Raw genomic sequence first — 26,190 nt, forward strand, 5'->3', positions numbered from 1 at the left:
TTGTCGTAATGAAACTAATCGAAAATTTAGGGTCATACTTTATGCTTATGGGTAAAGTATTTAGCAAGCCTCAAAAACTGAGCGTTTTCTGGAAATTGACCGTTAGAGAAATATATGATTTAGGTGTCAACTCTTTGGGAATTGTAACCTTTATCTCAACATTTATGGGTGCAGTTGTAGCAATACAAATGGCACAAAACTTTCAGGGAGCTTCTATTCCTGTTCCAGATGCTTACATTGGTTATGCGACCAAAGTGGTTTTGGTATTAGAGTTTGCTCCAACCATTATGTCGCTAATTTTAGTTGGTAAAGTAGGTTCGTACATCGCTTCGAGTATCGGAACCATGCGTGTTACCGAACAAATTGATGCGTTAGATGTAATGGGGATTAATTCTGCAAACTTCTTGATTTTACCAAAAATTATAGCCTGTGTTTTTTTCAATCCTTTATTGGTTATGATTTCTATCGGATTTGGATTATTAGGAGGTTACTACATTGGTGTTTTTACAAAACTATGGTCAGCGGCCGATTTTATTACAGGTTTACAAATGAATATGGCAACAAAATTGTTTGTCTATACATTTCTTAAAACAATGGTATTCGCGTTTGTTATCGCAACAATTCCGGCATATTATGGTTATAAAGTTAAAGGTGGTTCATTAGAAGTTGGTCGTTCTGCAACAACAGCTGTTGTATGGACATCAGTAGCAATTATTGTGATCAATTTAATATTAACACAAACAATTTTGAGCTAATGATTGAAGTAAAAGATATCAGAAAATCATTTGATGCAGTAGAAGTACTGAAAGGTTTTTCTGTCACTTTCGAGAAAGGAAAAGTTAGTTTAATTATTGGTCAAAGTGGTTCTGGAAAAACAGTTTTCTTGAAAAATTTGATTGGATTATTAACGCCAACTTCAGGTCAAATTTTGTACGAAGGAGATAATATGATCGAGTTTGATTACAAAGAAAAACAACGTTTACGTTCAGAAATTGGAGTAGTTTTCCAAGGTTCGGCTTTGTATGATACGATGAATATTGTCGAAAATGTAAAATTTCCATTGCAAATGTTTTCGGACATGTCAAATGCTGGTGCTGAAAAACGTGCTCGTGAAGTGTTAGATCGTGTCGAAATATCTCGTACAGCGCTTAAAAAATATCCGTCAGAAATATCAGGAGGAATGCAAAAACGTGTGGCGATTGCACGCGCGATTGTAAATAATCCAAAATATTTGTTTGCTGATGAACCAAACTCTGGTCTTGACCCGAAAACGGCGTTAGTTATCGACCAATTAATTTATGATATCACAAAAGAATACAACACAACAACCGTTGTAAATACACACGATATGAACTCGGTAATGGAAATTGGAGATCATATTGTTTTCCTAAAAAATGGTTTCTTGGAATGGGAAGGGACAAAAGAGGAGATTTTGGTGGCTGATAATCCAAATGTAATTGATTTTGTATATTCGTCGAATCTTTTCAAGAAATTAAGAGAAGCTTTATTAAAAGAACAATAATAAATCAATAAAAATAAAAATTCTATGAAAAAATTAATTTTAACTGCAATTGTAGGTTTAGCTGCAAATTTTGCAACAGCACAAAATATCAATTTTGGTATCAAAGGTGGAGCTGTTTTCAATACAGATAAAGGAAAAGTTTGGCAAGATGCTGGAAATATTTTCAAGAGAGATGGAAAAGCTTCTGCTGGATTTCAAGCGGGTGCTTTAGCGCGTGTTTCTTTAGCAGGAATTTACATTCAGCCAGAATTATTATATACTCAGTTCAAAAATGAATATAATGTATTAGATAAAAATGATAAACCTCAAGATATTGGTATTACAAAGAAACGTTTAGATATTCCTGTAAATGTTGGAAAAAGATTTCTAGGAATCGGACACGTTCAAGCAGGACCAGTTTTCTCATACTATTTTGATGATAAATTATCTGTAAAAGATTTTACAACTGCAAAACAAGATGAATTTAATGTCGGAATGCAAATTGGTGCAGGTGTAGAAGTTTCTAAATTATTATTCGATTTACGTTACGAATTTGGTTTAGGAAAAGTTGGATCTGACATTTTGAACGGATCAAATGGACAATATAGAACAGAAAATCGTCCGCAAATGTTGAACTTATCAGTAGCATATTTATTCTAAAAGGTTGTTTGTAAATAAATTTATTGGATATATTTGTTCCAAATTGTATTTTTGCAACCTCGTAAATTATTAAAATGGCAAAAAATAATAAAAAAGAAGAATTCGCTACAGAGCAATTCGTAGAAAAATTAGATAGAACAGCTTTCAACGTAGAGTTTTTTGTTGAAAAATATGCTAAAGCAATTGGTATTGGTTTAGGAGTAATTATTGTAGCTGTTTTAGGTTATTTTGCTTACTTAAAATTAGTCGTAGAACCTAAATCAGAAGACGCTTTCAAAGAAATGGTTCAAGCAGAACGTCTTTTTGATCAAGATTCTATTAACGTTGCTCTTAATGGTAGCGCAGGAAGTTTCCAAGGTTTACAACAAATTGTTGATGAATATGGAAATACTGATGCTGGTAATTTAGCACGTTTCAAAGCGGCAAGTTCTTATTATAAATTAGGAGATTACGCATCTGCTGTAAAATTATTAGAAGATTTTGATACAGATGACAATGTGATGTTAGCGCAAAAATATGGTATGTTAGGAAACGCATTAGTTGCTTCTAACAAATTAGAAGAAGGTTTACCTTACTATGTAAAAGCTGCTGAAGCGACAGAAGTTGAAACTTTACAATCAACTTATTACACAAAAGCAGGTGAAATTGCAATGGAATTAGGTAAAAATGCTGATGCTTTAAAATATTTTCAAGCTTTAGAGGATAAATATCCAAATGCAAATAATGGTGAAACTGCGAAGTTTATTGAGCGTTTAAAATACGCTTCTGAAACTGCGAAATAATTCACTTCAAAAGATAATTACAAGCCGAACAAATTGTTCGGCTTTTTTTATTGATTCAAATCAAAGTTTATCCTAAATCATTTTTGTAATTTTACCATTCAAATTTTAAACAAAATGGCAACAGAAAATAAAAATTTATCTCAATATAATAAAGCAGAATTACCAAATGTAGCGGGCTCTAAGTTTGCAATCATTACATCTGAATGGAATAATCATATCACATTTAATTTGCGAGATGGAGCAAAAGATACATTGATTGATTTGGGCGCAAATCCTGATGATGTTACTTTATATGAAGTTCCTGGTAGTTTTGAGTTGATTTATGGAGCTGATAAAGTTGCGCAAACTCATCCAGATTTGGACGGAATTATCGTTGTTGGATGTGTGATTCGTGGAGCAACAGCGCATTTTGATTATGTTTGTCAAGGTGTGACGCAAGGTGTAAAAGATTTGAATATCAAACACAATATGCCAATTATTTTTTGTGTTTTAACAGACGAAAATGAACAGCAATCAATTGATCGTTCTGGTGGAAAACATGGAAATAAAGGAGTTGAAGCTGGTGTAGCTGCGGTTATGATGGCGGATATGAAAAAGAAATTAGGAAAATAATTTTAGAATGATAGATTCAAAACTTTATCGATGCCAATAGCAGAAGATTTTAAATCAATTTATACGAAAAATTGGGAGATTTACTTTTCTCAATGTGATCCGACAGGTAAGATGAAATTGTCTGAAATGGCAAATCTTTTTCAATTAACTGCTTCAGAACACGCGATAAAAGGAGGTTTAGGTTTCTTTGATTTACAAGAATTTAATCAATCTTGGGTAATGAATCGACTTCGAATTGAGATTGATGAATTACCTTCTTGGACAGATTTTGTTGACGTGAAAACATGGATTGAAGTTTTGAAAGGTGCAAAATCTATTCGTGATTTTACAATCGAGAAAAATGGAAAAAAATTAATTGGAGCTTCAAGTTTGTGGGCGGTTTTCAATACAGAAAAACGTCGTCCTGATATTCTTCAAATTGATTCATCTCACATTGAACGTTTTCCAAATCTGAAACCAACTGAAATTGAGAATTCGATTTTGAACATTGATTTTGAACCAACGGAAGTTGTTCAATATAAAGTTCAGTTTTCTGATTTAGATATCGTAAAACACGCAAATAATACCAAATATTTGGATTGGTGTTTGAATACTATTGATCCTGAAATTATATTAAAACATCGTATCAAAGCGATTGATATGAATTTCTTGAAAGAATTAAGTTTACATGACGAAATAGAAATTCAGAAATTAGAAACTGAACATTTAATTCAGTTTAAAATTGTTAATCAAGAAAAAGTAAACTTCGTTTGTCGATTGGAGTTGAGGTAGAGTTATTTGAAGAAATGTCATTCTGAATGTAGCATTAGCGCAATGAAAAATCTAAAATTATTACAATAAAAAAAGGTTTCATATCGAAACCTTTTTTATCTATTTTTCTTTTGTCAAAACAAATTTAGCAGAATCGGCCGACTCTATTTTCTTCTGATTTTTATTTAACTGAGTAATTTTTCCTTCTTCAACCAAAAAAGCATTCGGAACATTGGCAATTTCAGGAAAAACAATTGTATTTCCATCTTCTTTAAACTGAAAAGTTCCAGTTGTCATAATAGCCATTTTATCTAACCCCAAACGTTTTGTAGAATAGACATATCCTTTGTTTGGTAATAATTTTATTTCCATTTCAATCTCTTTGCAATCTTTCTCGTAACAAGGCAAAATTCCTTTGTATGTTCCTTCAAATTGAATAGAATTTTCTGCTGAAACATTTCCGATTTCAATTTCAACTTTATATTCTTTAGAATTTTCTTCGTCTTTTACTTTTTCTACTTTAGTTTTACAACTTGACACAACAAAAGCTGCGATTGTAAATGTGGCTAAAATTATTTTTTTCATTTTTTAGAATTTGATTTAAAGGTAAGTAAATTTTGAGCCAAAAAAAATCCTTCCGAATATTTTCAGAAGGATTTGTATAATGTTTTGTAATCTTATTCGATTAGAAAATTTCTTTCGCAGCAAAGTGGAAAGCAGCTTCAATAGCAGCATTTTCGTCAGAATCAGAACCGTGAACAGCGTTAGCATCGATAGATTCAGCATATTTAGCACGGATTGTACCTTCTGCAGCCTCAGCTGGGTTAGTAGCACCGATTAAAGTACGGAAATCAGCAACTGCGTTATCTTTTTCTAAAACTGCAGCAACGATTGGTCCAGAAGTCATAAACTCAACTAAATCCTTGAAGAAAGGACGCTCTGCGTGGATAGCGTAAAATGCTTCAGCATCTTGTTTTGCTAATTGAGTCATTTTAGCTGCTTTGATTTTGAAACCAGCGTCAGTAATGTCTTTTAAAATATCTCCGATGTGTCCTTTTGCAACTGCATCAGGCTTAATCATTGTGAATGTAATGTTTGCCATTTTATTGAATTGTATTTATTACTTAATTTTTGAGGTGCAAAATTACAAAAATGATTCGAATGTTTTTGTTTTATAATTAAAATTTCTTGTTTTAATAAAAAGAGTTAATTATTATTCATTTAAGATTGTTTCAATTCGATAATATTTCTTATTTTTAAGAGAAATCTAAAACTTATGAATACAAATAATCTTTCCACATTTCATCATAAAACAAAACTCAAAAAGGTTGATGATAAATATTTTCTACCTTTCGAAATTTGGAATTATTTAGATTTTGGGCTGATGTTTGCACTTGTTTTATTCTTTATTTATGCATCAAGTGAAATCAATATTATTTTTATTTCAATGATTGTAATTTTTGGAATTCGAATAATAACGACAATTAAAGACAGATTTTTTGTAGAAATTAAAACATCAAAATCGTTGAGTGAGAATATTAATTTAATCAAAAAATTAGCGCAGCGTCAACATAATTTTACGCAATCATTCGACGAAGAAGATTTGTTTCTTTTTGAATATTCGGAACGAAATATTTTTTATAAATACAATTACCGAAGAAGAGATTATATCGAAACAGTTGTGATTTATTGTGAAGACAATTCGATTTGGGTGAACTCTTTTAATCAACGTTATTTCGGAATTTTTAGAAGATATAATCTAAAACAATGGATAAAATTAATCCAATTAAAAAGCGAGAATTAATCTCGCTTTTTAGTTTTAATATCTTTCGATTAAATCGTTTCCTATTTCGTTGATAGAATCATCAGTTTCTTTTGGGTTTGGTCCCTATTGATTAGTCATTGGTTGAGTGACCATTAAAAAGAAGATTAATAAAACAATTTCACCACCAGGAATTAATGAAATTAACTGCAGCCATCCACTGTAACCAATATCATGTAAACGTCTTGCACTTACGGCGAGAGTGGGAATAATTAAAAGAATTTCAAAAATTAAAAAAAATACAAGAAAACTACCCATAAATGCGGGTGCGTATACATTATTACTAAAAACAATTGTCAGAATAATACAAGGAATTAATATAATAATTGGGATAATTAATTTGAAAAGCGAAAAATACCAAAATTCACTTCTACGAGCTCTTCCCGTGAAGTTTGCATAATTTTCTACCACTACTTTTTTGAACCAGTATAGCATAAGTAAGATTGATTTCTTTTAAAAATATTAAGATAAATTTTATTACGTAACTCTTAATCTGCTTTTAAACGTTTAGTTTTGAACATTTCTGGCTTATAATTAATAATAAAAACACCAAGAATAATTAGAATAGTAGCGACGATAAACTTTGATGAAATTTGTTCGTCTAATATTAACCAACCCAAAATTATTGCAATAATAGTATTGAAATAAGAAAGAATAGAAACTTGTATTGGAGAAATTTTGGTCAACGCATAATGAAATGAAAAAAACGTAATCACAGAACCAAAAACAGCTAAATAAAGCATGGCAGAAATACTTTTTGTACTCCAATTTTCGAAATTATAATTTTTAGTAAAAGCGAATGCAAAAATAATTTGAACAATTCCAGCAAATATAAATTGGTAAAAAAGATTGAGAGAAATATTTTTAGATTGAATATTCATTTTCTTGGTGAAAATAGTTCCTGTTGCCCAACCTGTAATCGCACAAAAAAGTAAAATAATTCCGGTTCTATATTCTGGATTTGCTAATTCTTTAATTCCATCCCAAAAAATAAATATTACGCCGCAAAAACAAAGTAAAACACCTAATAATCCGCGGTAACTAAATTTTTGTAAACCAATAAAAATACTTCCTGAAAAGACTAAAATAGGAGAGGTTGCGCTGATTAATGCAGCTAAACTACTCGATAAATTTTCTTCGGCAACAGTAGTTAATCCATTTGCAGCGATTAACATCAAACTTGAAAATATAAGTTGATAAGACAAATTTTTCCAGCCAATCTATTTTAATTCCTTTTTAGATAGTAAAATAATTAGCATAATTAGTCCTGCCAAAAATTGACGAATTTCAACAACAAACCAACCAGGAATAGTTTCTACAGCTATACGAATTCCGAGGAAAGTTGTTCCCCAAACAATTGCAACTATACTAACGGCAATCAATAATTTGATCTCTTTCAAGATAAAAAAGTTAAAAGTGTTAATTCTAAAATAGAATTATAAAAATAAAAAAAAAGCGACTTGATAAACCAAGTCGCTTTTAAAGTATTATAATAGAGATTTATTATTTAACAAAATCCTCTGCTTGTTTTAGTGCAGCATCTAATCCAGAAACCTCTTTACCACCTGCTGTAGCTAAGAAAGCTTGTCCACCTCCGCCGCCATTGATGTGCTTCGCGATTTCTTTTACAATTTGTCCTGCGTTATAACCTTTTTCATCTACAAGGTTTTTTGCGATAGAAATTGTAATCGATGGTTTTACGGCATCATTCGTACCAACAACGATAAATGCATTTTCGATTTCTTTTGTTAAATCAATTGCATTTTGTTTTGCGGCATTTGTATCTAAATTCGTTTTAACCGCTAAGAAATTAACACCATTAATCTCTTTAATCGCAGCTTTCCAAGTCGCTTTCTCAGCAGCAGCTTGTTGCGCAACAAAAGACTCTAATTGCTTTTTCAATTCTGCATTTTCATCTAATAAATGTTGAACCGCTTTTACCGCATCATTTTTCGTTTTAAGTGCAGCTAAAACATCATTGTAATTTTTCTCAGCATCTTTGTATGCTTCGATTGCTTTGTTTGATGTAATTGCTTCGATACGACGAATACCAGCAGCAGTAGAAGATTCAGATAAAATTCTGAACAAACGAATATCTGCTGTGTTTTTTACGTGCGTACCACCACATAATTCGATTGAAGATCCGAAACGAATGACACGAACTTTATCACCATATTTTTCACCAAATAGAGCCATAGCTCCATCAGCAATAGCTTCGTTGATATCACAATCTCTTTTTTCGATTAATGGTAAAGCTTCTGCAATTTTATCGTTTACTTTTTGCTCAACAATAGCCAATTCTTCATCTGTCATTTTAGAGAAATGAGAAAAGTCAAAACGTAAATAATCGTCTCCAACATACGAACCTTTTTGTTCTACGTGCGTTCCTAAAACTTCGCGTAAAGCTTCGTGCATTAAGTGTGTTGCAGAGTGATTTTTAGTTGTCTCATTACGTTTTTCTGTGTCAACTTTCGCATTGAATGTAGCGTTTACATTTTCTGGTAAAGTTTCAACGAAATGAATTACTAAGTTATTTTCTTTTTTCGTGTCAACAACTTCAATTGTTTCATTCAAAGTAGAAATTGATCCTGTATCACCAATTTGTCCTCCAGATTCTGCATAGAATGGCGTTTGATTGAATACTAATTGGAAAAATTCTCCTTTTTTATTTTTTACTTTTCTGTAACGTGTAATTTTTACTTCAGCTTCTGTGTTATCATAAGCGATAGAGGTTTCGTTTCCTTTATCATCTAAAATAACCCAGTCATCCGTTAATAAAGCAGTTGCTTTTTTCGAACGTTCTTTTTGTTTCGCCATTTCAGCTTCAAAACCAGCTTCGTCAATTGTGAAACCGTGATCTTCTGCTACAATACGAGATAAATCTGCAGGGAAACCAAACGTGTCATATAATTCGAAAATCACATCACCAGGAACAATTTTAGAATCTCCTAATTGCTCAATGATTTGATTTAATCGATTTAATCCTTGTTCAATTGTACGTAAGAAAGATGCTTCTTCTTCACGAATAACGCCAGTTACAATTGTTTCTTGTTTTACTAATTCTGGGAAGAAATCGCCCATTTCAGCTTTCAAGATTGGATATAATTTATAGATAAAAGGCTCTTTAAGACCTAAGAAACGATATCCGTAAGAAATAGCACGACGTAAAATACGACGAATTACATATCCAGCTCCTGTGTTTGATGGTAATTGTCCGTCTGCAATTGCAAAAGAAACTGCACGTAAATGGTCAACTACAACACGAATCGCGATATCTGTTTTTTCTGCTGCGCCATATTTTACACCAGAAATTTCTTCTAATTTTTGAATTGTTGGTTGAAAAACATCTGTATCATAATTTGATGATTTTCCTTGTAAAACCATTGCTAAACGCTCAAATCCCATTCCTGTATCGATGTGTCGCGCTGGTAAAGATTCTAAAGAACCATCAGCTTTACGTTGGTATTGCATAAATACCAAGTTCCAAATTTCGATAACTTGTGGATGATCCATATTAACCAATGTTTTACCATCAACAGCTAAACGATCAGCTTCTGGACGAATATCAACATGAATTTCAGAACATGGTCCACATGGTCCGATATCACCCATTTCCCAGAAATTATCTTTTTTATTTCCGTAAAGAATTCTGTCTTCAGCAATATGTTGTTTCCAAAGTTCTAATGCTTCTTCATCTAATGATGTTCCGTCACCTTTATCACCTTCAAAAACTGTTACATAAATTTGATCTTTAGAGATTCCGTATTTTTCTGTTAGTAATTCCCACGCCCAAGCGATTGCTTCTTTTTTGAAATAATCACCAAAAGACCAGTTTCCTAACATTTCGAACATCGTGTGGTGGTAAGTATCTTTTCCTACATCATCCAAATCATTATGTTTACCAGAAACACGAAGACATTTTTGTGTATCCGCGATACGATTACTTTTTGGAGTTCCGTTTCCTAAAAAATATTCTTTGAATTGTGCCATCCCCGAATTATTGAACATTAATGTCGGATCGTCTTTCAAAACAATCGGCGCAGAGTCTACTATTAAGTGGCCTTTTGTCTCAAAAAAATGCAGAAATTCTTTTCTTATATCTTTGGATTTCATTTAATTAAATTATTTTTATCATTTGATTAACAAGTTTACTCGTACAATATTCGTTACTTTGCAAACGTTTTACAAAGATAATAAAAGGTTGGTTAAGTAATGGAAAATAAAAACTATAAGTATAATTCTGTGAAATTTTTAATGAGTTGGGCGAAGAAAAGAGTCCAAAAAACTCCTAAAACAGCATTATACGTATTACTATTTTTATGTCTATCGACAATATCTGCTGGAATGATTGGTTATCATTTTAATGATTCTGAATACGCATCGAGAGCAGGGAAATTCAAAGACGACAAAAGCAAATTATTGGCTGAGTTGGAAAGAATGGAAAATGAAAATCAGCAATTACATAAAAAATTCAAAGAAGTTGAAGAGGCTTTGACAGAAATCGAAGAAAAAGATCGCAATATTTATCGTACAATTTATGATATGCGTGTCAATGAAAATATCGATTCTGTAAACAAAGAAATTGATAATTATACAGCAGAAGATATCGAAAAATTGATTGATAAAATCGAAATTGAATCAAAATCGTTGGACGAAGTATTTCGTTCTGCTGGTGTAAAAGATGCCAATTTATCATCAATGCCAGTTCTAAAACCTGTTGCAGATAAATATGTAAGTAGATTAGCTTCTGGTTATGGATCTCGTTTTCACCCAATTTTGAAAGTGAATAAAATGCACAAAGGTTTAGATTTTGCAGCTTCTACAGGAACACCAATTTATGCAACTGGAGATGGTTCTGTAAAAGTTTCTGAATTTAATTCGGGTTACGGAAATATGGTGGTCTTGAAACACGGAAATGGTTACGAAAGTTTGTATGCTCACATGTCTCGTGCGAAAGTTCGTAGTGGACAAAAAGTGAAAAGAGGCGATGTAATTGGTTATGTTGGGACGACTGGATTGTCGACAGGAGCGCATTTGCATTACGAAATTCACAAGAATGGAGAACCTGTAGATCCAATTATGTATTTCTACAATGATGTAGATCCAGACGATTTCATTAAAATTTATCAAAACTCTAAAAAATTGTCATTATCTTTGGATTAAACGCTGATAATGAACGTAGACCTGCCTGATAAACTATATTACTCGATTGGCGAAGTCGCCAAAGCCTTTGATGTAAATGCATCGTTGATTCGATTTTGGGAGAAAGAATTTGAAATTATTCAACCCAAAAAGAACAAAAAAGGAAATCGATTATTTACCAAAAATGATATTGATTGTTTCAAGAATATCTATTATTTGGTAAAAATAAAAGGCTATACGTTAGAAGGTGCAAAACAAGCGATTGGTAAAAAAGGAATTGCGACAACAACAGATGAAATAGATGTTGTGAAGCGATTAGAAAATATAAAAGATGAACTCATCAAACTTAAAATGAGTTTTGAGTCGGAAGAAATTTTAGAAAAAGATGAACTGAATTAAGTTCATCTTTTTTGGTTATAAAACTTTTGTTTCAATAAATTTAAAGCCAATTGCAAGTATAAAACTTATAATGATTAGAATCCAGTTTGGTTTTAGTTTAGTTTTTAATTCAAATAGTTTCGAAAAAATTTCAATCACTCTTTCTTTGTCAATAATTAAGATAACAAAGACTAAAACTTGATAAAAAATAGAAGAATTTAGCGCAACAATTTCATAGAAATAATCTTGTAGAATAATATTGATTAAAATTGTAGTTAATAACAAGCATGCAAAAATTCTTGTCCTTCTAAAAAGTAATGTGATTGCACCAATCACTTCAAAAATTCCGATGATTATTGGATACCCTTTGGTAAAACTATAAAAATTCCACATCAATCGATGACCTTCAGAAAGATGATTATTAATGCTGTTATCCATATTTGTGAATTGAGTAGGTTTTACAATTCCATACACAAACATTGATATTGAAACAGTAAATATTGCTGACCAATAAAGTATATAGATTAGTTTTTGTTTCATTTATTTTTTAAAATTATTTAGAATAATCATTACAATTTTTATAATTAATACAATAATAGTGATTGGAAGTAAGAAGAGTAAAATGGAGTATAAACTCCAAAAATCATTTAAAATTTTAAAATATTGTAAAAAAAATAAGCTAATCAAGTAAAGCCAGAATAAAAAAACTAAAATGAGAAGGTTATTTATTTTGAATATTTTTCGTTCAACGAAATAAAAAGTCAAAATAATCAAAAGTGGTATTGCAATAGTATAAACGTAAAACATATTTTAGGTTAATAGTTGGTTATAAGCTACGATGAACTCTTCCAATTGTTGTAAAGTTACTTTATCAATAATTTTTCCTTCCGAATTTACTTTTCCTTTAACACCTTGAATGAGTAAAGTTGTTTCATTATTGAAGTTTGTCATCAACGTTTTCATTATCAATTGCAATTCTTCATGTCCTTTTTCTCCATTTGCAGACGCAGTGATAATTCCTAAAGGTTTTCCATCAAAAATAGTTGTAGAAACGCACCATTCTAATACATTTTTTAATCCACTCGGAATACTAAAAATATATTCGGGCGTACAAATAATTATTCCATCAGCTTTTTCTATTTCAGTTCTAAAACCAAGTATTTCTTGCGGCGTATTTTCGATAGAACGTTCTGGATCAAAATGAGGAAGAGTTTTTAATTCATCAAAAACAGTACATTTGAAATATTGAGATGTAGAAGAAATAAAATTTTCTATGATTTTTTGATTAGATGAATTTTCGCTTGTGCTTCCATTAATGATGAAAATATTTTTCATTTTCGTTGATTTGAACATCTAAAATAGATAATTATTCTTAACTTATCTTAAGAAAATCTTCTGCTAAGATTTCGTAAATTTACAGATTCAAACGAAAACTCAATGTACTTAATATACGATACAGAGACAACTGGTCTTCCGAAAGATTGGAATGCGCCGATTTCTGACTCCGACAACTGGCCGCGTTGTATACAAATCGCTTGGCAATTGCACGATGAAATGGGGCAAATTATTGAACATCAAGATTATTTGGTGCGTCCAGATGGTTTTGATATTCCGTATGATTCTGAACGTATTCACGGAATTTCAACTGATTTAGCAACCGAAAAAGGTGTTCCATTAAAAGAAGTTTTAGATAAATTCAACGAAGCTTTAGGTAAAGCTAAATTTATTGTTGGACAAAATTTAGGTTTCGATATTAACATTATGGGAGCCGAATTTTATCGTCTGAATTATGAAAATAATTTAGCCGAAAAACCTGTTTTGGATACCTGTACCGAGGTGACTGCTGAGTTATTGAAACTTCCTGGAGGTCGTGGAGGTCGTTACAAATTACCAACGTTAACGGAATTGCATCAATATCTTTTTGGTGTTCCGTTTGGCGAAGCGCATAACGCAACTGCCGATGTGGAGGCAACTACGCGTTGTTTTTTCGAGTTGATTCGTAAAGGTATTTTTACAAAAAACGAGTTAGAAGTTGAAGATGAATATTTTGTTCGATTTAATGCAATTAATGAAACAAATATTCAGCCAGTTGGACTAAATCACGTAAATCTTAAAAAAGCTTCACAAGAAATTGCGAAAATTAAAGCCAAAGAAGATGGAGGAGATGAGGTTATTGATATTTCGGAAGAAGTTTTAGCACAATTCGAGAAAGCAAAATTTGCACATTTACATAATCACACACAATTTTCAATTCTTCAATCGACTATTTCTGTAAACGATTTGGTGAGTGCTGCGGCAAAAAATAAAATGACTGCAGTTGCAATTACCGATCATGGAAATATGATGGGAGCTTTTCATTTTAATGCAGAAGTACAAAATCATAATAAAGCTGCAAAAGTAAAGAATGAAGAGTTAATTGCTGACGGAGCAGAACCAACGGAAGTTATCTTAAAACCTATTATTGGTTCCGAATTCTTTGTTTGTGAAAATCATTTAGACAAAACAAAAAAGGATAATGGCTATCAAATTGTAATTTTTGCAAAGAACAAAAATGGTTATCATCATTTAGCAAAAATGGCATCGAAGGCTTATACTGATGGGTTTTACTACGTGCCTCGAATTGATAAAGCGATTATTGAAGAATATAAAGAAGATTTAATTGTTTTGTCTGGAAACTTACAAGGTGAAGTTCCAAACAAAATTTTGAATCTTGGTGAAAAGCAAGCCGAAGAAGCTTTACTTTGGTGGAAAGAGCAGTTTGGTGATGATTTTTACATCGAATTGATGCGCCACGGACAAGAAGATGAAGATCGTGTTAATCAGACTTTGCTTGCGTTTGCGCGTAAACACAATGTAAAAGTTGTTGCGACAAATAATACGTATTATATCAATCAAGACGATTCGAATGCACACGATATTTTGTTGTGTGTGCGCGATGCAGAAAAACAATCAACGCCAATTGGTCGTGGTCGTGGATTCCGTTTTGGTTTGCCAAATCAAGAATATTATTTTAAGTCGGAAGCAGAAATGAAACAATTGTTTCAAGACATTCCCGAAGCAATTATTAATATTCAAGAAATTGTTGATAAAATAGAAGAATACACGCTTTATCGAGATGTATTACTTCCAAAATTTGATATTCCCGAAGAATTTCATCACGCAGAAGATGATGAAGATGGAGGGAAAAGAGGTGAGAATGCTTATTTAAAACATTTAACCTACGAAGGTGCAAAAATTCGTTATCCAGAATTGACAGACGAAATTAAAGAACGTTTGGATTTCGAATTAGCCACAATTGAAAAAACAGGTTATCCTGGTTATTTCTTGATTGTACAAGATTTTATTGCTGCGGCGCGTAAAATGGGCGTATCGGTTGGTCCAGGTCGTGGTTCGGCGGCAGGATCAGCAGTTGCTTATTGTTTATGGATTACCAATTTAGATCCAATTCAGTACGATTTACTTTTTGAGCGATTCCTAAATCCTGATCGTGTATCTATGCCCGATATCGATATCGACTTTGATGACGAAGGTCGATCGTTGGTAATGGATTATGTGATTGATAAATATGGAGCAAATCAAGTAGCGCAAATCATCACTTATGGTACAATGGCGGCGAAATCTTCGATTAAAGATACGGCGCGTGTATTGGATTTACCATTGTTTGATGCGAACCGTGTTGCAGGTTTGATTCCGAATATGAAGTTATCTAAAATCTTCAATTTAGATGAAGCTGCATTAAAAGGAGCCTTAAAACCAGAAGAGTTTGATGCTGTAAGCGAATTAAAACGTTTATCGAATGGAGACGATTTAGCTGCGGAAACTATTCAGCAAGCAAAAATCTTAGAAGGTTCTGTTCGTAACACGGGAATTCACGCGTGTGGGGTAATTATTACGCCAGATGATATTACGAATTTCGTACCTGTAACAACAGCTAAAGATTCAGATTTATATGTAACGCAGTTTGATAACTCGGTTGCAGAAAGTGCCGGATTATTGAAGATGGACTTTTTGGGGTTGAAAACCTTAACCTTGATTAAAGATACCATCAAATTAGTAAAAGCGAGAACAGGAATCGAAATCAATCCGGATGAAATTCCGATTGACGACGAAAAAACATATGAGCTTTTCCAGCGTGGCGAAACGGTTGGGGTTTTCCAATACGAGTCACCCGGAATGCAAAAATACATGAAGGATTTACGTCCGACAGTTTTCGCGGATTTAATTGCCATGAATGCCCTTTATCGTCCTGGGCCTATCGAATATATTCCGTCGTTTGTTCGCCGTAAAAATGGTGAAGAACCAATTCAGTACGATTTGGATGCGATGGAAGAATATTTATCAGAAACCTACGGAATTACGGTTTATCAGGAGCAAGTAATGTTGCTTTCGCAAAAATTAGCAGGTTTCTCGAAAGGTGATGCCGACGTTTTGCGTAAAGCAATGGGGAAAAAGCAAAAAGCTGTCTTGGATAAAATGAAACCAAAATTTGTTGCGCAAGCTTCAGAAAAAGGGCATGATCCTAAGATTTTAGAAAAAGTTTGGACAGACTGGGAAGCCTTTGCATCCTATGCCTTCAATAAATCGCACTCGACGTGTTATGCATGGGTAGCGTATCAAACAGCTTATCTGAAAGCACATTATCCAGCAGAATATATGGCGGCTGTTCTTTCAAATAATATGAATGATATCAAGCAAGTGACCTTCTTTATGGAAGAGTGTAAGCGAATGGGATTGGCGGTTCTTGGACCAGATATCAACGAATCCATTACAAAATTTAATGTAAACGAAAATTACGAGATTCGTTTTGGAATGGGAGCTGTAAAAGGTGTTGGGCAAGCCGCAGTAAACTCGATAATTTCTGAACGTGAAGCAAATGGTCCGTTCAAAGATATATACGACTTTGTTAAACGTGTCGAATTGCGAACAGTGAACAAAAAAACAATCGAAAACTTAGTTTTAGCTGGAGGTTTTGATTCGTTTGAATTTCATCGTGGACGTTATTTTTATATCGAAAATACGACAACTAATTTGGAAAAACTAATCAAATACGGAGCAAATTTTCAAGAGCAAAAAAACTCTGCTCAAACCTCTTTATTTGGCGATTTTGGTGGTGATTCTGTTGTAGAAGATGTGGTTCCGATGTTGCCAGATTGTGAGAAATGGAATATGTTACAACGTTTGTCGAAAGAGAAAGAAGTTGTTGGAATTTATATTTCTTCGCATCCTTTGGATGATTTCAAACATGAGTTGAAAATGGCTTCAAATTGTAGTATTTCTGATATCAATGCGAATGAAGATAATTTTGTCAACAAAGAAGTTTCAATTTGTGGAATGATGTCAAATATTCAACATAGAATTGCCAAAAATGGAAACGAATTTGGTATTTTTACGTTTAGTGATTACACCGATTCGATGGATATCATGGTTTTTGGTAGCGATTATATGAAATATAGACACTTTATGCAGGAAAATATGTTCTTGAATTTGAAATTGAATATCTCGAAAAAAGAATTCAAAGACAAAGAAGGAAATGTAACGCAAGGTCGTGTGTATAAAAACATCACAAATATTTTGTTGTTGAATGAAATTGTTGAAAAACAAGCCGAAAAAATGACGGTGAAGATTGAAGTTCCAGAATTTTCGGAAGAAACATTTAGCAAATTATCAGATATTATGTTCAAATATCAAGGAGATAAATTATTAAAAATTCAATTAATTGATCCAAAAGATTATTTGAATAATTTAGATTTACCAGCAAGTAAAATCAAAATTAACATTTGTCGAGATTTGTTGAAAGAATTAGATGAATTGCAGGAAATTACATTCAAACTGAATTAATTATTCGTTTCATCTATTGAATAATTGATAGATAATATGAACGAAATTTTTCAAGAATAAAATTTTATGTAGATTTGTAAACTTAAGATTAGATAAAAAAAATATAAGATTATGGCATTAGAAGTAACAGACGCATCATTTGCATCAGATATTATAGAGTCAGGAAAACCAGCAATGGTTGATTTTTGGGCTGTTTGGTGTGGTCCTTGTAGAATGGTTGGTCCAGTTGTGGAAGAGCTTGCTACAGAATATCAAGGAAAAGCAGTTATTGGTAAAGTTGATGTAGACACAAACCAAGAAGTTGCAGCAAAATATGGAATTCGCAACATTCCTACAATTTTATTCTTCAAAGACGGAGAAGTAGTAGACAAAGTTGTTGGAGTTGTTCCAAAAGAGCAATTAGTAGAAAAATTAAACGCGATTTTATAATAAATTAAATCGCTGATTTTGAAATAAAAGAATCTCGGATGCAAAATTTCCGAGATTTTTTTTGAAAAAAGTTTAGGTTTTATCAGAAAACCGCCTATATTTGCAATCCGAAATCGATACAGATTTTGATCCGGTAGTTCAGTTGGTTAGAATACTTGCCTGTCACGCAAGTGGTCGCGGGTTCGAGTCCCGTCCGGATCGCAAAAAGTTCGTTCTTTTACACAATATATTTTTTATAATTTCTGATCCGGTAGTTCAGTTGGTTAGAATACTTGCCTGTCACGCAAGTGGTCGCGGGTTCGAGTCCCGTCCGGATCGCAATTTTTTATAAAAATTCATAAAAAATATATCAATTTATAATTTTCTGATCCGGTAGTTCAGTTGGTTAGAATACTTGCCTGTCACGCAAGTGGTCGCGGGTTCGAGTCCCGTCCGGATCGCATCTATTTCTTTTTCTATTTTAGTGCGATCGAAAATTATAAATAAAAAAACAGACTGATCCGGTAGTTCAGTTGGTTAGAATACTTGCCTGTCACGCAAGTGGTCGCGGGTTCGAGTCCCGTCCGGATCGCCAACTTTTATAAGCTTCACTTATTGTGAGGCTTTTTTTTGCTCCAAACTTTTTATTTTTGCATAACGCATAACGCATAACGCATAACGCATAACGCATAACGCATAACGCATAACGCATAACGCATAACGCATAACGCATAACGCATAACGCATAACAATGAATCATATTTATTTGGTGAACGCCTTGGTTACAGATGAAACGGGTAGAATGTTAGCTGTCCGAAAAAAGAAATCGAAATTTTTTCAGATGGTTGGTGGAAAACGAGAACAAGATGAAGAATTATTAACCACACTTCGACGCGAATTTTTAGAAGAGATTAATGTTGATATTCTACAGCACGATGTTTCATTTTTAGGGCAACACACTTCTATTGCCGTTAATGAAGTTAATACCGAAGTTTATGCAAATGTATTTCATGTTAAATTAAAATCATTAGAAACGCTTAAAATCGCTTCTGAGATAGAAGAAATGGCGTGGATAACGAAAGAAAACTACAAAGAATTTCAATTGGCTCATTTATTAGAAGAATTCAGTTTACCGATTTGGTTAGAAATGAAATTTTAAGGAAATATTTTGAAATATATTAATGCGATTAAGTTGCATTAATTAAGAAATAATCTATCTTTATTAAAAAAATAAACGATGGAGATAATTATAAAAACAATATTGGTTGGCGTTGGTGCAACAATTGTGATGGATATTTGGGCTTTTATTTTGAAATTATTCAATATTAAATCTTTGGATTATAGATTTGTAGGACGTTGGATTGGACATTTTGCAAATGGAAAGTTTACACATGATAAAATATTTGATTCAAAACCAATTCAAAATGAAATTTTTATCGGTTGGTTGGCGCATTACTTAATCGGAATTACATTTTCTATTTTATTAGTCGTGATTTTTGGGGTAGAATGGTTAAATCATCCGACCGTTTTTCCCGCTTTATTTGTAGGATTGTTTACAATTGTAGCACCTTTTTTTATTATGCAACCAGCATTTGGGCTCGGACTTGCATCTTCCAAACTTCCATCGCCAAATGTAATGCGTTTTCGCAGTTTACTCACACATTTTATTTTCGGTTTTGGCTTATACATTTCTGCATTAATTCTTTCTCTATTCTAAATATTTTTCAAAAAAGTTTGTAACGTTTTTATTTTTTTTCTACTTACTAGTAAACACTAAAATAATTAAACGATGAAATCTATTTGGGAAGCAACAGTTGAAAATAATGTTATCAGAATCGAGAATAATTGGTTTTCTGGCGAAAAACTTTTTGTAAATGACAAATTACAAGATTATCAAATTAACTATTTTTCTGCGCCAATTTTAACGGGGCATTTGAAAAATTCTAAAGATGAAAAGTTAAATATCAAAGTAAATATTTTGCAAGAATTTTTCGGAGTCAATTGTATTTTATTTATCGATGATGAACAAGTTGCGTTGAAAAAAATAAAGTAACGATTTTGGAAGCTAAACAAACTCTTTTTTTAGAATTAATCGATCAGCACAAAGGGATTTTACACAAAATCGCTATGATGTATATGGATAATTCTGAAGATCAAAATGATTTGATACAAGAGATTGTTTTGCAGTTATGGAAATCTTTTGATCGTTTCGAAGGTAAGTCTCAATTTTCGACATGGATGTACCGCGTTTCGTTGAATACGGCGTTAACTTATTTTAGAAAAGAAAAGAGAAAAGCAGATCGTCATACTTTTTTAGAAAATATTGATCAAGTAGATGAGGTGGATTCTGGTGAAAAAGAAACGCAACTCGAATTGTTTTACAAAGCAGTTCATGAATTAAATAAAGTAGAGAAAGCATTGATTTTTCTGTTTTTGGAAGGGCAAAATCACAAGGAAATTAGTATCAACTTGGGAATTTCGGAAGTAAATGCACGTGTGAAATTGAACAGAACGAAAGAAAAAATACAAATCATCATAAAAAAATACGGTTATGAATTTTGATGAATTACAAAAACAATGGGACAATCAATCTTCAGATGAAGTGAAAATTGATCCAAATCTTGAACTTAATCAAGAAGCAAATACCATTATTGATAAAGTAAGAAAAACATTGAAACAAGAATTTTATTTTCAATCATTAGGATTATTGTTTTTATATGCTTTTCCTTTCTTATTTGATGCAAATACGCCAACAATTTGGTGGACATTGTTGTGTATTTCGTTGTCTTTTTTGGTACCGTTTATTTATATTTTCAAGTTTTATAAACGATCTTATCATTTGGAATATAATTCGCTAAAGAACATCAATTGGTTTTATTATAATTACAAATCTGCGATTGATATTTACAGTATTTATTCGTACTTGATTTCTATTTTAGTGTTGATGGTTATTGGTATTTCGTATATCCAGCATCCAAACTCGTTGCAATTTGAATACAAATTTCAGTTTTATCTTTATATTTTTCTTACACTATTTTTCTATGTTTTAATTTGCGTTTTATTATTAAAATGGTGGATTTCTACTTATTATAAAAAGAATCTGGTAGAATTAGAAAATATATTACATCAATTAGAAGAGTAACCAAAAGTTACTCTTTTTTTAATATGGAATATCAAGTACAAACTTAAATTTCATTGGAACATTATTTCGGAGAATTTCTACAGAAATTTGCTGAAATTCATTTTTAATCATGAATTTTTCGATATCATTTAAACTCATTTTATTCACTTGTTTTCCATCCAATTTTGTAAGTATATCATTTGCTTTCAAACCTACTAAATCTGCATTCGATTTTTTACGAACCGCTTCTATTTTATAAACAGGTTTCATTTCAAATTGGTAATTGATCTTTTGTGTTGTAGTACCATTGTCTTTATCAACATCGTTTGTGTTGAATGTCATTCTAACCGATGTTTTTTTCCACTCAAATTGATCGTGAATTATCGTTAATCCGCTTCTATTGTAGTGGAAAGCATCTTTGAAATTTCGATTCGGTTTATAATAAAACAACTGATTTTTATAATCTAAAATAATTGTAAATCTTCTCAAAATTTCATTGCCGATAGAACCTTTTCGATTATTTTTTAAGTTAAGATATTGGATCGATTCGATGTCTGGAATAGCAATTAAAGGTTGATTAAGTTTATATTTATCTAAGTTTACGGCATCTATAACTCCACGTTTGCCATTAATAGAACCATTAAAACCTTTGCCCAATTCATCCGAAAATACATGTTGTAAAGGTGCTAAATTCTCAATCTGATTTTCGAAAAGCCACAAACCATCACTATTTCCAATGTCTATCAACATTTTTTGATTTGTGTAAGTTGTTTGATGCGTAAAATCAACAGTTGTAAAAGGTTTTATTTCTGGACTTATTTCTAATGGATTTGATTGAAATTTCTTTAATTTTTTAACTTCAAGAATAGATTTATAAATGGTGATTTTTCTTTTTGCATAATCTACTTGAATTGGATAGTTTTTAAAAAATTCAGAACCAATTATTCCATGAACATCAATTCCTAACCGAGAAAAGAGGTTGAAATTCTCGTCTTGTATCACGATAATATCCATATTGTTTGAAGAATAATTTTGACCTAAAACGATTTGATTTTTTGATGAAAAAAATCCTTTTGTATCAGCATTATCTTTTCCTAGACCTTTTAAATTAATTTGGCGAAGATTGTTTTTGTTGATTGTTTTGTCATATTGGCTGAATAAAATAGTTTCTTTAAGTCCAGAATCTACAATGAAATTCATTTGATGACCATTAAATGTAATTGGAACAACAACTAAATTCTTGATAAATTGAAATGAGATAGTTTCTTTATTTACATTTTCAGACAAAGAAAGTTCCTTTTTTTGTGCATGAATTTGTAAAAAAGTAAACACAAAAATTATTGAAAGTAATAATCTAATTTTCATTCAAATTTCAGTTTTTATTAAAATTATGCAAAAAAATGATGTGATAATAAAATTATTCTTAATATCCAAATTGAAACTTTAACATGTTATTGTGTAACCTTTATGAATTTTGAACATCTATATTTTATAAAATTGATAAATGATTTTAAAACCAATAGATGACAAAAATTTACTTCTTTTTTTTATGTTTTATAACGTTTGCAAATGCGCAAGATTATAAAAAAGATACGATAGAATTACACGAAACGATTTTGTATGATAAAAGCAAATTTCGCTTGAAACGTGTTGGTCCAGAAACAAAATCTAAAAGTATTTGCCTTCAATTTTCTACAATAAAAGATAGTGTAAAATGGAATAAACCGATCATAGAAAGTTTTATTCAGGTGAATGCTCCTAAGAAAGATTTTATTGTAAAAGCGATTAATTTTAATTTTTCATATCCTCCAAAAGAAGAAAGTTTTAAATTAAATTTAAAACTATATAAATCGTCTAAAAATACTCCTGTTGATAATGTATTTTTTGAAAAGAATAATATTGAGATTTCTCCAAGTGATATTGTAAATCAATCGTACAAACTTGATTTAACCGATGATAATATTAGTTATAATGATGAATTTTATATAAGTGTTTTGATAACAAAAAGATTGGTTGATGAATTTGTTTGTTTAAGTGGTGTTATTTTGTCGAATGGATTTACAAGAAACTTAACGACAAATGGAGGTTTTGAGAAAAATCCTTTGGGAGCAAAACCATCTGTAAACGCTGATTTATTGATAAAAAGATAAAAGAGCTTTTCAGCTCTTTTATTATCGTGGTGTTCCCCACCCCCAAGGTGCTGGCGGAGTTTCAATTTCTTTTGTCAAGTCAAAATAGACATGGAATGGTGTTTTAGAACCAGCTTTTTGCAAATTGTAACTAAACGTTTTATCATCTAAGGTAATCCACCAAATATTTGTCGAAGCATAATCTATTAACGTTGCAGTTTCTTGATCGGCAGGAAACATCTGAAAATCTTTGAAACCATAATTTGTATTTGTTCCTCCATAAAATGTAATTGTTTCCGAAGTTCCATTTTTGTAACGATGATCGTGTTTTAGCGTGATGATTCCATCTTTTTTAGTCAAAATCCACGTTCTCGAATAATTATCACCAACATTGAACGGAATTTTAATTTCGTTTGTAGAACAACTTTTTACATGCATGGTTAATTTTTTACCTGCAAAATCATCGCGCGTAATATGTTCGGGCAATTTGCCTTCGTAAGCTTTACCGCAATGTTTTTCGAGATTTTTCCAGAATATTTCTGAAGGTTTTTCAGTTTGTGCAAAAAGTGAAGAAAAACCAATTAAAACGAATCCAAGTTGTAAACATTTTTTAATCATAATCAGTAATAAAATTATTCAATAGTGATTTAAAGATAATATTTTAAAAATGATTAAGCATTAGTTTATTAGTTTGAAGAATAAGATTAACAAATTTTAAATGTTCAAAATCAATCATAAAAAATAAAAAAGAAGCGACATTTAATTTAAGAAAAATATTCCTAAAAAATATACAACAAAGGAAGAGCTAAATAAATTGAATAATGAACTTGAATCAATTTCTGGCGTAGAAAATGACTAACAAAAAAGCCCTCGCTTGTTCAGGGCGAGGGCATATAGTTAAGTGCTTTTTTCTTTTTTCAAATAAAAATTTTGAATTAAAATTAATTAATATCTATAATATTCTGGTTTAAATGGTCCTTCAACCGTTACACCAATGTATTCTGCTTGTTCTTGAGATAAAACTTCTAATTCTACTCCTAATTTAGCTAAATGCAATTCTGCAACTTTTTCATCTAAATGCTTAGGTAAAGTATATACTTCATTTTTGTAAGCTGATGAATTTGTCCACAATTCGATTTGAGCTAAAGTTTGGTTAGAGAAAGAGTTTGACATCACAAAAGAAGGGTGTCCTGTTGCACAACCTAAGTTAACTAAACGTCCTTCAGCCAAAATGATGATGTCATTTCCGTTGATGTTGTATTTGTCAACTTGTGGTTTAATTTCTTCTTTCGTGTTTCCGTAGTTTCCGTTTAACCAAGCCATATCGATTTCGTTATCGAAGTGACCAATGTTACACACAACTACTTTGTCTTTCATTTTCTCGAAATGCTCTGCACGTACAATTCCAAAGTTACCAGTAGTCGTAATTACGATATCAGCGTTTGCAACCACTGTATCTAATTTTTTTACTTCGTAACCTTCCATAGATGCTTGTAAAGCACAAATAGGGTCGATTTCTGTTACTGTAACAATTGCTCCAGCACCGCGGAAAGAAGCCGCTGTACCTTTCCCAACATCACCAAATCCACAAACTACAACACGTTTACCAGCGATCATCAAGTCAGTAGCACGTTTGATAGCATCTACTGCAGATTCACGACATCCGTATTTGTTGTCGAATTTAGATTTTGTTACAGAGTCATTTACGTTAATTGCAGGCATAGGCAATGTACCTTTCTCCATTCTTTCGTAAAGACGGTGTACACCCGTAGTTGTTTCTTCTGATAATCCTTTGATCTCAGCAACCAATTCTGGGTAACGATCAATCACCATATTCGTTAAGTCTCCACCATCATCCAAAATCATGTTTAATGGTTTACGATCTTCTCCGAAGAATAATGTTTGCTCGATACACCAATCGAATTCCTCTTCGTTCATCCCTTTCCAAGCATACACAGGAATCCCAGCAGCAGCTATTGCAGCAGCAGCGTGATCTTGTGTAGAGAAAATATTACATGACGACCATGTAACATCAGCTCCTAAAGCAACCAACGTTTCGATTAATACTGCAGTTTGGATTGTCATGTGTAGACAACCTGCAATGCGAGCACCTTTCAAAGGTTGAGCAGCTTTGTACTCTTCACGGATAGCCATCAACCCAGGCATTTCTGCCTCAGCCAACGTAATTTCCTTTCTTCCCCACTCAGCTAAAGAAATATCTTTAACTTTGTATGGAATGTATTGCGTTTTTGTATCCATCAATTGATATATTTAACTAACTTTTTTTTTAAGTTTATAAGGAACAAATTTACAAACAAATTTCGATTAATAAAATGCCCGTTATCGATTATATTAACGATTTTAAACATACCCGCATTATTACGTGGAATGTAACAGAATCGAATGAAGAATTATTAGAATATCTTCATTTAGAGGACTATAGAATAGAAAAATATAATAATCTTCGACCTAAACAGGCCAGAGAATATCTTGGTTTGCGCGCTTGTCTAAAGAAATTGGACTTGGATTATGATGTAAATTATGACGAAAGAGGAAAACCTTTTTTACCTACAAATAAAGAAATTTCCATCACACATTCCTATGGATTGGTTTCTGTTGGCGTGAGCGAATATAATATTGGGATAGATATTGAATTGTCTCGACCAAGAAAAATTTTGAACATCAAACATAAATTTGCCCGTCCAGATGAAATAGCTTGGATACCTCAAGAACATGAAACTGAATATTTGCATGTAATTTGGGGAATGAAAGAAGGTTTGTACAAATTGAATGGTGGAAATCTTTGGAATTTTCTGAATCATTATCGTGCAGAAGAATTTGAATTAATAGAAAATAAACAATTTATTTGTTGGATTTCGGATGATGTAAAATCTCGAAAATATCATGCATTCTATAAAATGATTGGTGAATATTATTTGGTTTGGGTGTTGGATTATGAATAAGTCGAAGTTTAAAATTAGAATTACGAATTTAGATTTTTGATTTAGAATGAATTATTTTTAACTCACAACTCACAACTCACAACT

27 protein-coding genes, 4 tRNA genes and 1 pseudogene are annotated in these 26,190 nt (G+C 31.9%); 22 read left to right on the forward strand and 10 right to left on the reverse strand.

From position 1 onward, the window contains the following. Positions 1 to 8 precede the first annotated feature (8 nt). From ACTS9J_RS03065 to ACTS9J_RS03090, 6 genes are all read left to right on the forward strand, one after another. Positions 9 to 755, forward strand: coding sequence for an MlaE family ABC transporter permease (locus tag ACTS9J_RS03065; protein ID WP_171622564.1), 747 nt, complete (start codon positions 9 to 11; stop codon positions 753 to 755). Further along, positions 755 to 1,522 carry an ABC transporter ATP-binding protein gene (locus tag ACTS9J_RS03070; RefSeq protein WP_291063670.1) on the forward strand — a complete coding sequence of 256 codons (768 nt, stop codon included), beginning with the start codon at positions 755 to 757 and terminating at the stop codon, positions 1,520 to 1,522. Before ACTS9J_RS03065 ends, ACTS9J_RS03070 begins: the two co-directional genes overlap by 1 nt. Before the next feature lie 24 nt (positions 1,523 to 1,546). Further along, positions 1,547 to 2,161, forward strand: a complete 615-nt coding sequence (locus ACTS9J_RS03075; RefSeq protein WP_448352834.1) for a porin family protein — start codon at positions 1,547 to 1,549, stop codon at positions 2,159 to 2,161. Between the two features lie 74 nt (positions 2,162 to 2,235). Next, positions 2,236 to 2,943, forward strand: coding sequence for a tetratricopeptide repeat protein (locus tag ACTS9J_RS03080; protein WP_125349548.1), 708 nt, complete (start codon positions 2,236 to 2,238; stop codon positions 2,941 to 2,943). A gap of 114 nt (positions 2,944 to 3,057) precedes the next feature. Continuing rightward, a complete protein-coding gene (gene ribH, locus ACTS9J_RS03085; protein WP_125349547.1) occupies positions 3,058 to 3,555 on the forward strand; it encodes a 6,7-dimethyl-8-ribityllumazine synthase in 498 nt (165 codons plus the stop codon). Positions 3,556 to 3,585: 30 nt separating this feature from the next. Continuing rightward, positions 3,586 to 4,326 carry an acyl-[acyl-carrier-protein] thioesterase gene (locus ACTS9J_RS03090; RefSeq protein WP_448352835.1) on the forward strand — a complete coding sequence of 247 codons (741 nt, stop codon included), beginning with the start codon at positions 3,586 to 3,588 and terminating at the stop codon, positions 4,324 to 4,326. 99 nt (positions 4,327 to 4,425) lie between these two features. Here ACTS9J_RS03090 and ACTS9J_RS03095 read toward each other — a convergent pair whose 3' ends face one another. Both ACTS9J_RS03095 and ACTS9J_RS03100 read right to left on the reverse strand, forming a co-directional pair. Continuing rightward, positions 4,426 to 4,890: a copper resistance protein NlpE gene (locus ACTS9J_RS03095; RefSeq protein ID WP_171622569.1), complete on the reverse strand. Its 465-nt coding sequence runs from the start codon at positions 4,888 to 4,890 to the stop codon at positions 4,426 to 4,428. A gap of 100 nt (positions 4,891 to 4,990) precedes the next feature. After that, positions 4,991 to 5,407: a nucleoside-diphosphate kinase gene (locus tag ACTS9J_RS03100; protein ID WP_038330990.1), complete on the reverse strand. Its 417-nt coding sequence runs from the start codon at positions 5,405 to 5,407 to the stop codon at positions 4,991 to 4,993. Positions 5,408 to 5,581: 174 nt separating this feature from the next. Between ACTS9J_RS03100 and ACTS9J_RS03105 the strand changes: the two genes are divergently transcribed. Next, the gene (locus tag ACTS9J_RS03105) at positions 5,582 to 6,109 is read left to right on the forward strand and encodes a hypothetical protein (protein ID WP_448352836.1); all 528 of its coding nucleotides are present in this window, start codon (positions 5,582 to 5,584) and stop codon (positions 6,107 to 6,109) included. Between the two features lie 84 nt (positions 6,110 to 6,193). Here the strand turns inward: ACTS9J_RS03105 and ACTS9J_RS03110 are convergent, their stop codons facing one another. The 3 genes and pseudogenes from ACTS9J_RS03110 to alaS all read right to left on the reverse strand — a co-directional run bounded on the left by ACTS9J_RS03110 (position 6,194) and on the right by alaS (position 10,240). Continuing rightward, positions 6,194 to 6,562 (reverse strand): DUF805 domain-containing protein, encoded by a 369-nt coding sequence (locus tag ACTS9J_RS03110; RefSeq protein ID WP_291063679.1) that lies wholly within the window; start codon positions 6,560 to 6,562, stop codon positions 6,194 to 6,196. A 53-nt stretch (positions 6,563 to 6,615) separates the two neighbouring features. Then, a pseudogene (locus tag ACTS9J_RS03115) lies at positions 6,616 to 7,527 on the reverse strand (DMT family transporter). Positions 7,528 to 7,630: 103 nt separating this feature from the next. Then, the gene (gene alaS, locus ACTS9J_RS03120) at positions 7,631 to 10,240 is read right to left on the reverse strand and encodes an alanine--tRNA ligase (protein ID WP_291047676.1); all 2,610 of its coding nucleotides are present in this window, start codon (positions 10,238 to 10,240) and stop codon (positions 7,631 to 7,633) included. A gap of 99 nt (positions 10,241 to 10,339) precedes the next feature. Here alaS and ACTS9J_RS03125 point away from each other — a divergent pair, with 99 nt between their 5' ends. Together ACTS9J_RS03125 and ACTS9J_RS03130 are read left to right on the forward strand one after the other, a co-directional pair. Further along, positions 10,340 to 11,290, forward strand: a complete 951-nt coding sequence (locus ACTS9J_RS03125; RefSeq protein WP_038330999.1) for a M23 family metallopeptidase — start codon at positions 10,340 to 10,342, stop codon at positions 11,288 to 11,290. A 9-nt stretch (positions 11,291 to 11,299) separates the two neighbouring features. Then, entirely contained in the window at positions 11,300 to 11,668 is a 369-nt protein-coding gene (locus ACTS9J_RS03130; RefSeq protein ID WP_038331000.1) for a MerR family transcriptional regulator, read from the forward strand. Positions 11,669 to 11,683: 15 nt separating this feature from the next. On the opposite strand, the gene ACTS9J_RS03135 is transcribed toward ACTS9J_RS03130, so the two are convergent. Continuing rightward, positions 11,684 to 12,187 (reverse strand): hypothetical protein, encoded by a 504-nt coding sequence (locus ACTS9J_RS03135; RefSeq protein WP_038331001.1) that lies wholly within the window; start codon positions 12,185 to 12,187, stop codon positions 11,684 to 11,686. Positions 12,188 to 12,457: 270 nt separating this feature from the next. Continuing rightward, positions 12,458 to 12,982 carry an NADPH-dependent FMN reductase gene (locus ACTS9J_RS03140; RefSeq protein ID WP_115001941.1) on the reverse strand — a complete coding sequence of 175 codons (525 nt, stop codon included), beginning with the start codon at positions 12,980 to 12,982 and terminating at the stop codon, positions 12,458 to 12,460. A gap of 102 nt (positions 12,983 to 13,084) precedes the next feature. Here ACTS9J_RS03140 and dnaE point away from each other — a divergent pair, with 102 nt between their 5' ends. From dnaE to ACTS9J_RS03195, 11 genes are all read left to right on the forward strand, one after another. Then, the gene (gene dnaE, locus ACTS9J_RS03145) at positions 13,085 to 17,485 is read left to right on the forward strand and encodes a DNA polymerase III subunit alpha (RefSeq protein WP_291047679.1); all 4,401 of its coding nucleotides are present in this window, start codon (positions 13,085 to 13,087) and stop codon (positions 17,483 to 17,485) included. A gap of 111 nt (positions 17,486 to 17,596) precedes the next feature. Further along, entirely contained in the window at positions 17,597 to 17,914 is a 318-nt protein-coding gene (gene trxA / locus ACTS9J_RS03150; protein ID WP_038331009.1) for a thioredoxin, read from the forward strand. Positions 17,915 to 18,041: 127 nt separating this feature from the next. After that, positions 18,042 to 18,115, forward strand: a tRNA-Asp gene (locus tag ACTS9J_RS03155). Positions 18,116 to 18,158: 43 nt separating this feature from the next. Beyond that, positions 18,159 to 18,232: transfer RNA gene (locus ACTS9J_RS03160), tRNA-Asp, on the forward strand. A gap of 48 nt (positions 18,233 to 18,280) precedes the next feature. Beyond that, positions 18,281 to 18,354: transfer RNA gene (locus tag ACTS9J_RS03165), tRNA-Asp, on the forward strand. 57 nt (positions 18,355 to 18,411) lie between these two features. Next, positions 18,412 to 18,488 (forward strand) — tRNA-Asp (locus tag ACTS9J_RS03170). A 156-nt stretch (positions 18,489 to 18,644) separates the two neighbouring features. Beyond that, positions 18,645 to 19,052, forward strand: a complete 408-nt coding sequence (locus tag ACTS9J_RS03175; protein WP_291047681.1) for an NUDIX hydrolase — start codon at positions 18,645 to 18,647, stop codon at positions 19,050 to 19,052. A 78-nt stretch (positions 19,053 to 19,130) separates the two neighbouring features. Further along, positions 19,131 to 19,610, forward strand: coding sequence for a DUF2938 domain-containing protein (locus tag ACTS9J_RS03180; protein WP_291047682.1), 480 nt, complete (start codon positions 19,131 to 19,133; stop codon positions 19,608 to 19,610). A 72-nt stretch (positions 19,611 to 19,682) separates the two neighbouring features. Next, positions 19,683 to 19,946 (forward strand): hypothetical protein, encoded by a 264-nt coding sequence (locus ACTS9J_RS03185; RefSeq protein WP_291047683.1) that lies wholly within the window; start codon positions 19,683 to 19,685, stop codon positions 19,944 to 19,946. A 77-nt stretch (positions 19,947 to 20,023) separates the two neighbouring features. Next, on the forward strand, positions 20,024 to 20,455 hold the full coding sequence (locus ACTS9J_RS03190) for an RNA polymerase sigma factor (protein ID WP_409410629.1): 432 nt from the start codon (positions 20,024 to 20,026) through the stop codon (positions 20,453 to 20,455). Next, positions 20,445 to 21,035, forward strand: coding sequence for a hypothetical protein (locus ACTS9J_RS03195; protein WP_291047685.1), 591 nt, complete (start codon positions 20,445 to 20,447; stop codon positions 21,033 to 21,035). The genes ACTS9J_RS03190 and ACTS9J_RS03195 overlap by 11 nt, the downstream gene beginning before the upstream one ends. Positions 21,036 to 21,053: 18 nt before the next feature. On the opposite strand, the gene ACTS9J_RS03200 is transcribed toward ACTS9J_RS03195, so the two are convergent. Then, positions 21,054 to 22,379 (reverse strand): PDZ domain-containing protein, encoded by a 1,326-nt coding sequence (locus ACTS9J_RS03200; RefSeq protein ID WP_448352837.1) that lies wholly within the window; start codon positions 22,377 to 22,379, stop codon positions 21,054 to 21,056. Between the two features lie 158 nt (positions 22,380 to 22,537). Here ACTS9J_RS03200 and ACTS9J_RS03205 point away from each other — a divergent pair, with 158 nt between their 5' ends. Next, on the forward strand, positions 22,538 to 23,164 hold the full coding sequence (locus ACTS9J_RS03205; protein ID WP_291047691.1) for a hypothetical protein: 627 nt from the start codon (positions 22,538 to 22,540) through the stop codon (positions 23,162 to 23,164). Positions 23,165 to 23,185: 21 nt separating this feature from the next. Here the strand turns inward: ACTS9J_RS03205 and ACTS9J_RS03210 are convergent, their stop codons facing one another. Together ACTS9J_RS03210 and ahcY are read right to left on the reverse strand one after the other, a co-directional pair. Further along, positions 23,186 to 23,761 (reverse strand): hypothetical protein, encoded by a 576-nt coding sequence (locus ACTS9J_RS03210; protein ID WP_291047693.1) that lies wholly within the window; start codon positions 23,759 to 23,761, stop codon positions 23,186 to 23,188. 327 nt (positions 23,762 to 24,088) lie between these two features. Next, positions 24,089 to 25,402: an adenosylhomocysteinase gene (ahcY, locus tag ACTS9J_RS03215; protein WP_038331025.1), complete on the reverse strand. Its 1,314-nt coding sequence runs from the start codon at positions 25,400 to 25,402 to the stop codon at positions 24,089 to 24,091. Positions 25,403 to 25,476: 74 nt separating this feature from the next. Between ahcY and ACTS9J_RS03220 the strand changes: the two genes are divergently transcribed. Further along, a complete protein-coding gene (locus ACTS9J_RS03220; RefSeq protein ID WP_038331028.1) occupies positions 25,477 to 26,106 on the forward strand; it encodes a 4'-phosphopantetheinyl transferase family protein in 630 nt (209 codons plus the stop codon). Positions 26,107 to 26,190: the final 84 nt, after the last annotated feature.

This window comes from Empedobacter sp. ULE_I140 (assembly GCF_053482575.1).

Excerpts from the sequence above, each read along its gene's own strand:
- ACTS9J_RS03065 (WP_171622564.1), top strand. The coding sequence starts at position 9 with ATGAAACTAATCGAAAATTTAGGGTCATACTTTATGCTTATGGGTAAA.
- ACTS9J_RS03070 (WP_291063670.1), top strand. The coding sequence starts at position 755 with ATGATTGAAGTAAAAGATATCAGAAAATCATTTGATGCAGTAGAAGTA.
- ACTS9J_RS03075 (WP_448352834.1), top strand. The coding sequence starts at position 1,547 with ATGAAAAAATTAATTTTAACTGCAATTGTAGGTTTAGCTGCAAATTTT.
- ACTS9J_RS03080 (WP_125349548.1), top strand. The coding sequence starts at position 2,236 with ATGGCAAAAAATAATAAAAAAGAAGAATTCGCTACAGAGCAATTCGTA.
- ribH (WP_125349547.1), top strand. The coding sequence starts at position 3,058 with ATGGCAACAGAAAATAAAAATTTATCTCAATATAATAAAGCAGAATTA.
- ACTS9J_RS03090 (WP_448352835.1), top strand. The coding sequence starts at position 3,586 with ATGCCAATAGCAGAAGATTTTAAATCAATTTATACGAAAAATTGGGAG.
- ACTS9J_RS03095 (WP_171622569.1), bottom strand. The coding sequence starts at position 4,890 with ATGAAAAAAATAATTTTAGCCACATTTACAATCGCAGCTTTTGTTGTG.
- ACTS9J_RS03100 (WP_038330990.1), bottom strand. The coding sequence starts at position 5,407 with ATGGCAAACATTACATTCACAATGATTAAGCCTGATGCAGTTGCAAAA.
- ACTS9J_RS03105 (WP_448352836.1), top strand. The coding sequence starts at position 5,582 with ATGAATACAAATAATCTTTCCACATTTCATCATAAAACAAAACTCAAA.
- ACTS9J_RS03110 (WP_291063679.1), bottom strand. The coding sequence starts at position 6,562 with ATGCTATACTGGTTCAAAAAAGTAGTGGTAGAAAATTATGCAAACTTC.
- alaS (WP_291047676.1), bottom strand. The coding sequence starts at position 10,240 with ATGAAATCCAAAGATATAAGAAAAGAATTTCTGCATTTTTTTGAGACA.
- ACTS9J_RS03125 (WP_038330999.1), top strand. The coding sequence starts at position 10,340 with ATGGAAAATAAAAACTATAAGTATAATTCTGTGAAATTTTTAATGAGT.
- ACTS9J_RS03130 (WP_038331000.1), top strand. The coding sequence starts at position 11,300 with ATGAACGTAGACCTGCCTGATAAACTATATTACTCGATTGGCGAAGTC.
- ACTS9J_RS03135 (WP_038331001.1), bottom strand. The coding sequence starts at position 12,187 with ATGAAACAAAAACTAATCTATATACTTTATTGGTCAGCAATATTTACT.
- ACTS9J_RS03140 (WP_115001941.1), bottom strand. The coding sequence starts at position 12,982 with ATGAAAAATATTTTCATCATTAATGGAAGCACAAGCGAAAATTCATCT.
- dnaE (WP_291047679.1), top strand. The coding sequence starts at position 13,085 with ATGTACTTAATATACGATACAGAGACAACTGGTCTTCCGAAAGATTGG.
- trxA (WP_038331009.1), top strand. The coding sequence starts at position 17,597 with ATGGCATTAGAAGTAACAGACGCATCATTTGCATCAGATATTATAGAG.
- ACTS9J_RS03175 (WP_291047681.1), top strand. The coding sequence starts at position 18,645 with ATGAATCATATTTATTTGGTGAACGCCTTGGTTACAGATGAAACGGGT.
- ACTS9J_RS03180 (WP_291047682.1), top strand. The coding sequence starts at position 19,131 with ATGGAGATAATTATAAAAACAATATTGGTTGGCGTTGGTGCAACAATT.
- ACTS9J_RS03185 (WP_291047683.1), top strand. The coding sequence starts at position 19,683 with ATGAAATCTATTTGGGAAGCAACAGTTGAAAATAATGTTATCAGAATC.
- ACTS9J_RS03190 (WP_409410629.1), top strand. The coding sequence starts at position 20,024 with ATGTATATGGATAATTCTGAAGATCAAAATGATTTGATACAAGAGATT.
- ACTS9J_RS03195 (WP_291047685.1), top strand. The coding sequence starts at position 20,445 with ATGAATTTTGATGAATTACAAAAACAATGGGACAATCAATCTTCAGAT.
- ACTS9J_RS03200 (WP_448352837.1), bottom strand. The coding sequence starts at position 22,379 with ATGAAAATTAGATTATTACTTTCAATAATTTTTGTGTTTACTTTTTTA.
- ACTS9J_RS03205 (WP_291047691.1), top strand. The coding sequence starts at position 22,538 with ATGACAAAAATTTACTTCTTTTTTTTATGTTTTATAACGTTTGCAAAT.
- ACTS9J_RS03210 (WP_291047693.1), bottom strand. The coding sequence starts at position 23,761 with ATGATTAAAAAATGTTTACAACTTGGATTCGTTTTAATTGGTTTTTCT.
- ahcY (WP_038331025.1), bottom strand. The coding sequence starts at position 25,402 with ATGGATACAAAAACGCAATACATTCCATACAAAGTTAAAGATATTTCT.
- ACTS9J_RS03220 (WP_038331028.1), top strand. The coding sequence starts at position 25,477 with ATGCCCGTTATCGATTATATTAACGATTTTAAACATACCCGCATTATT.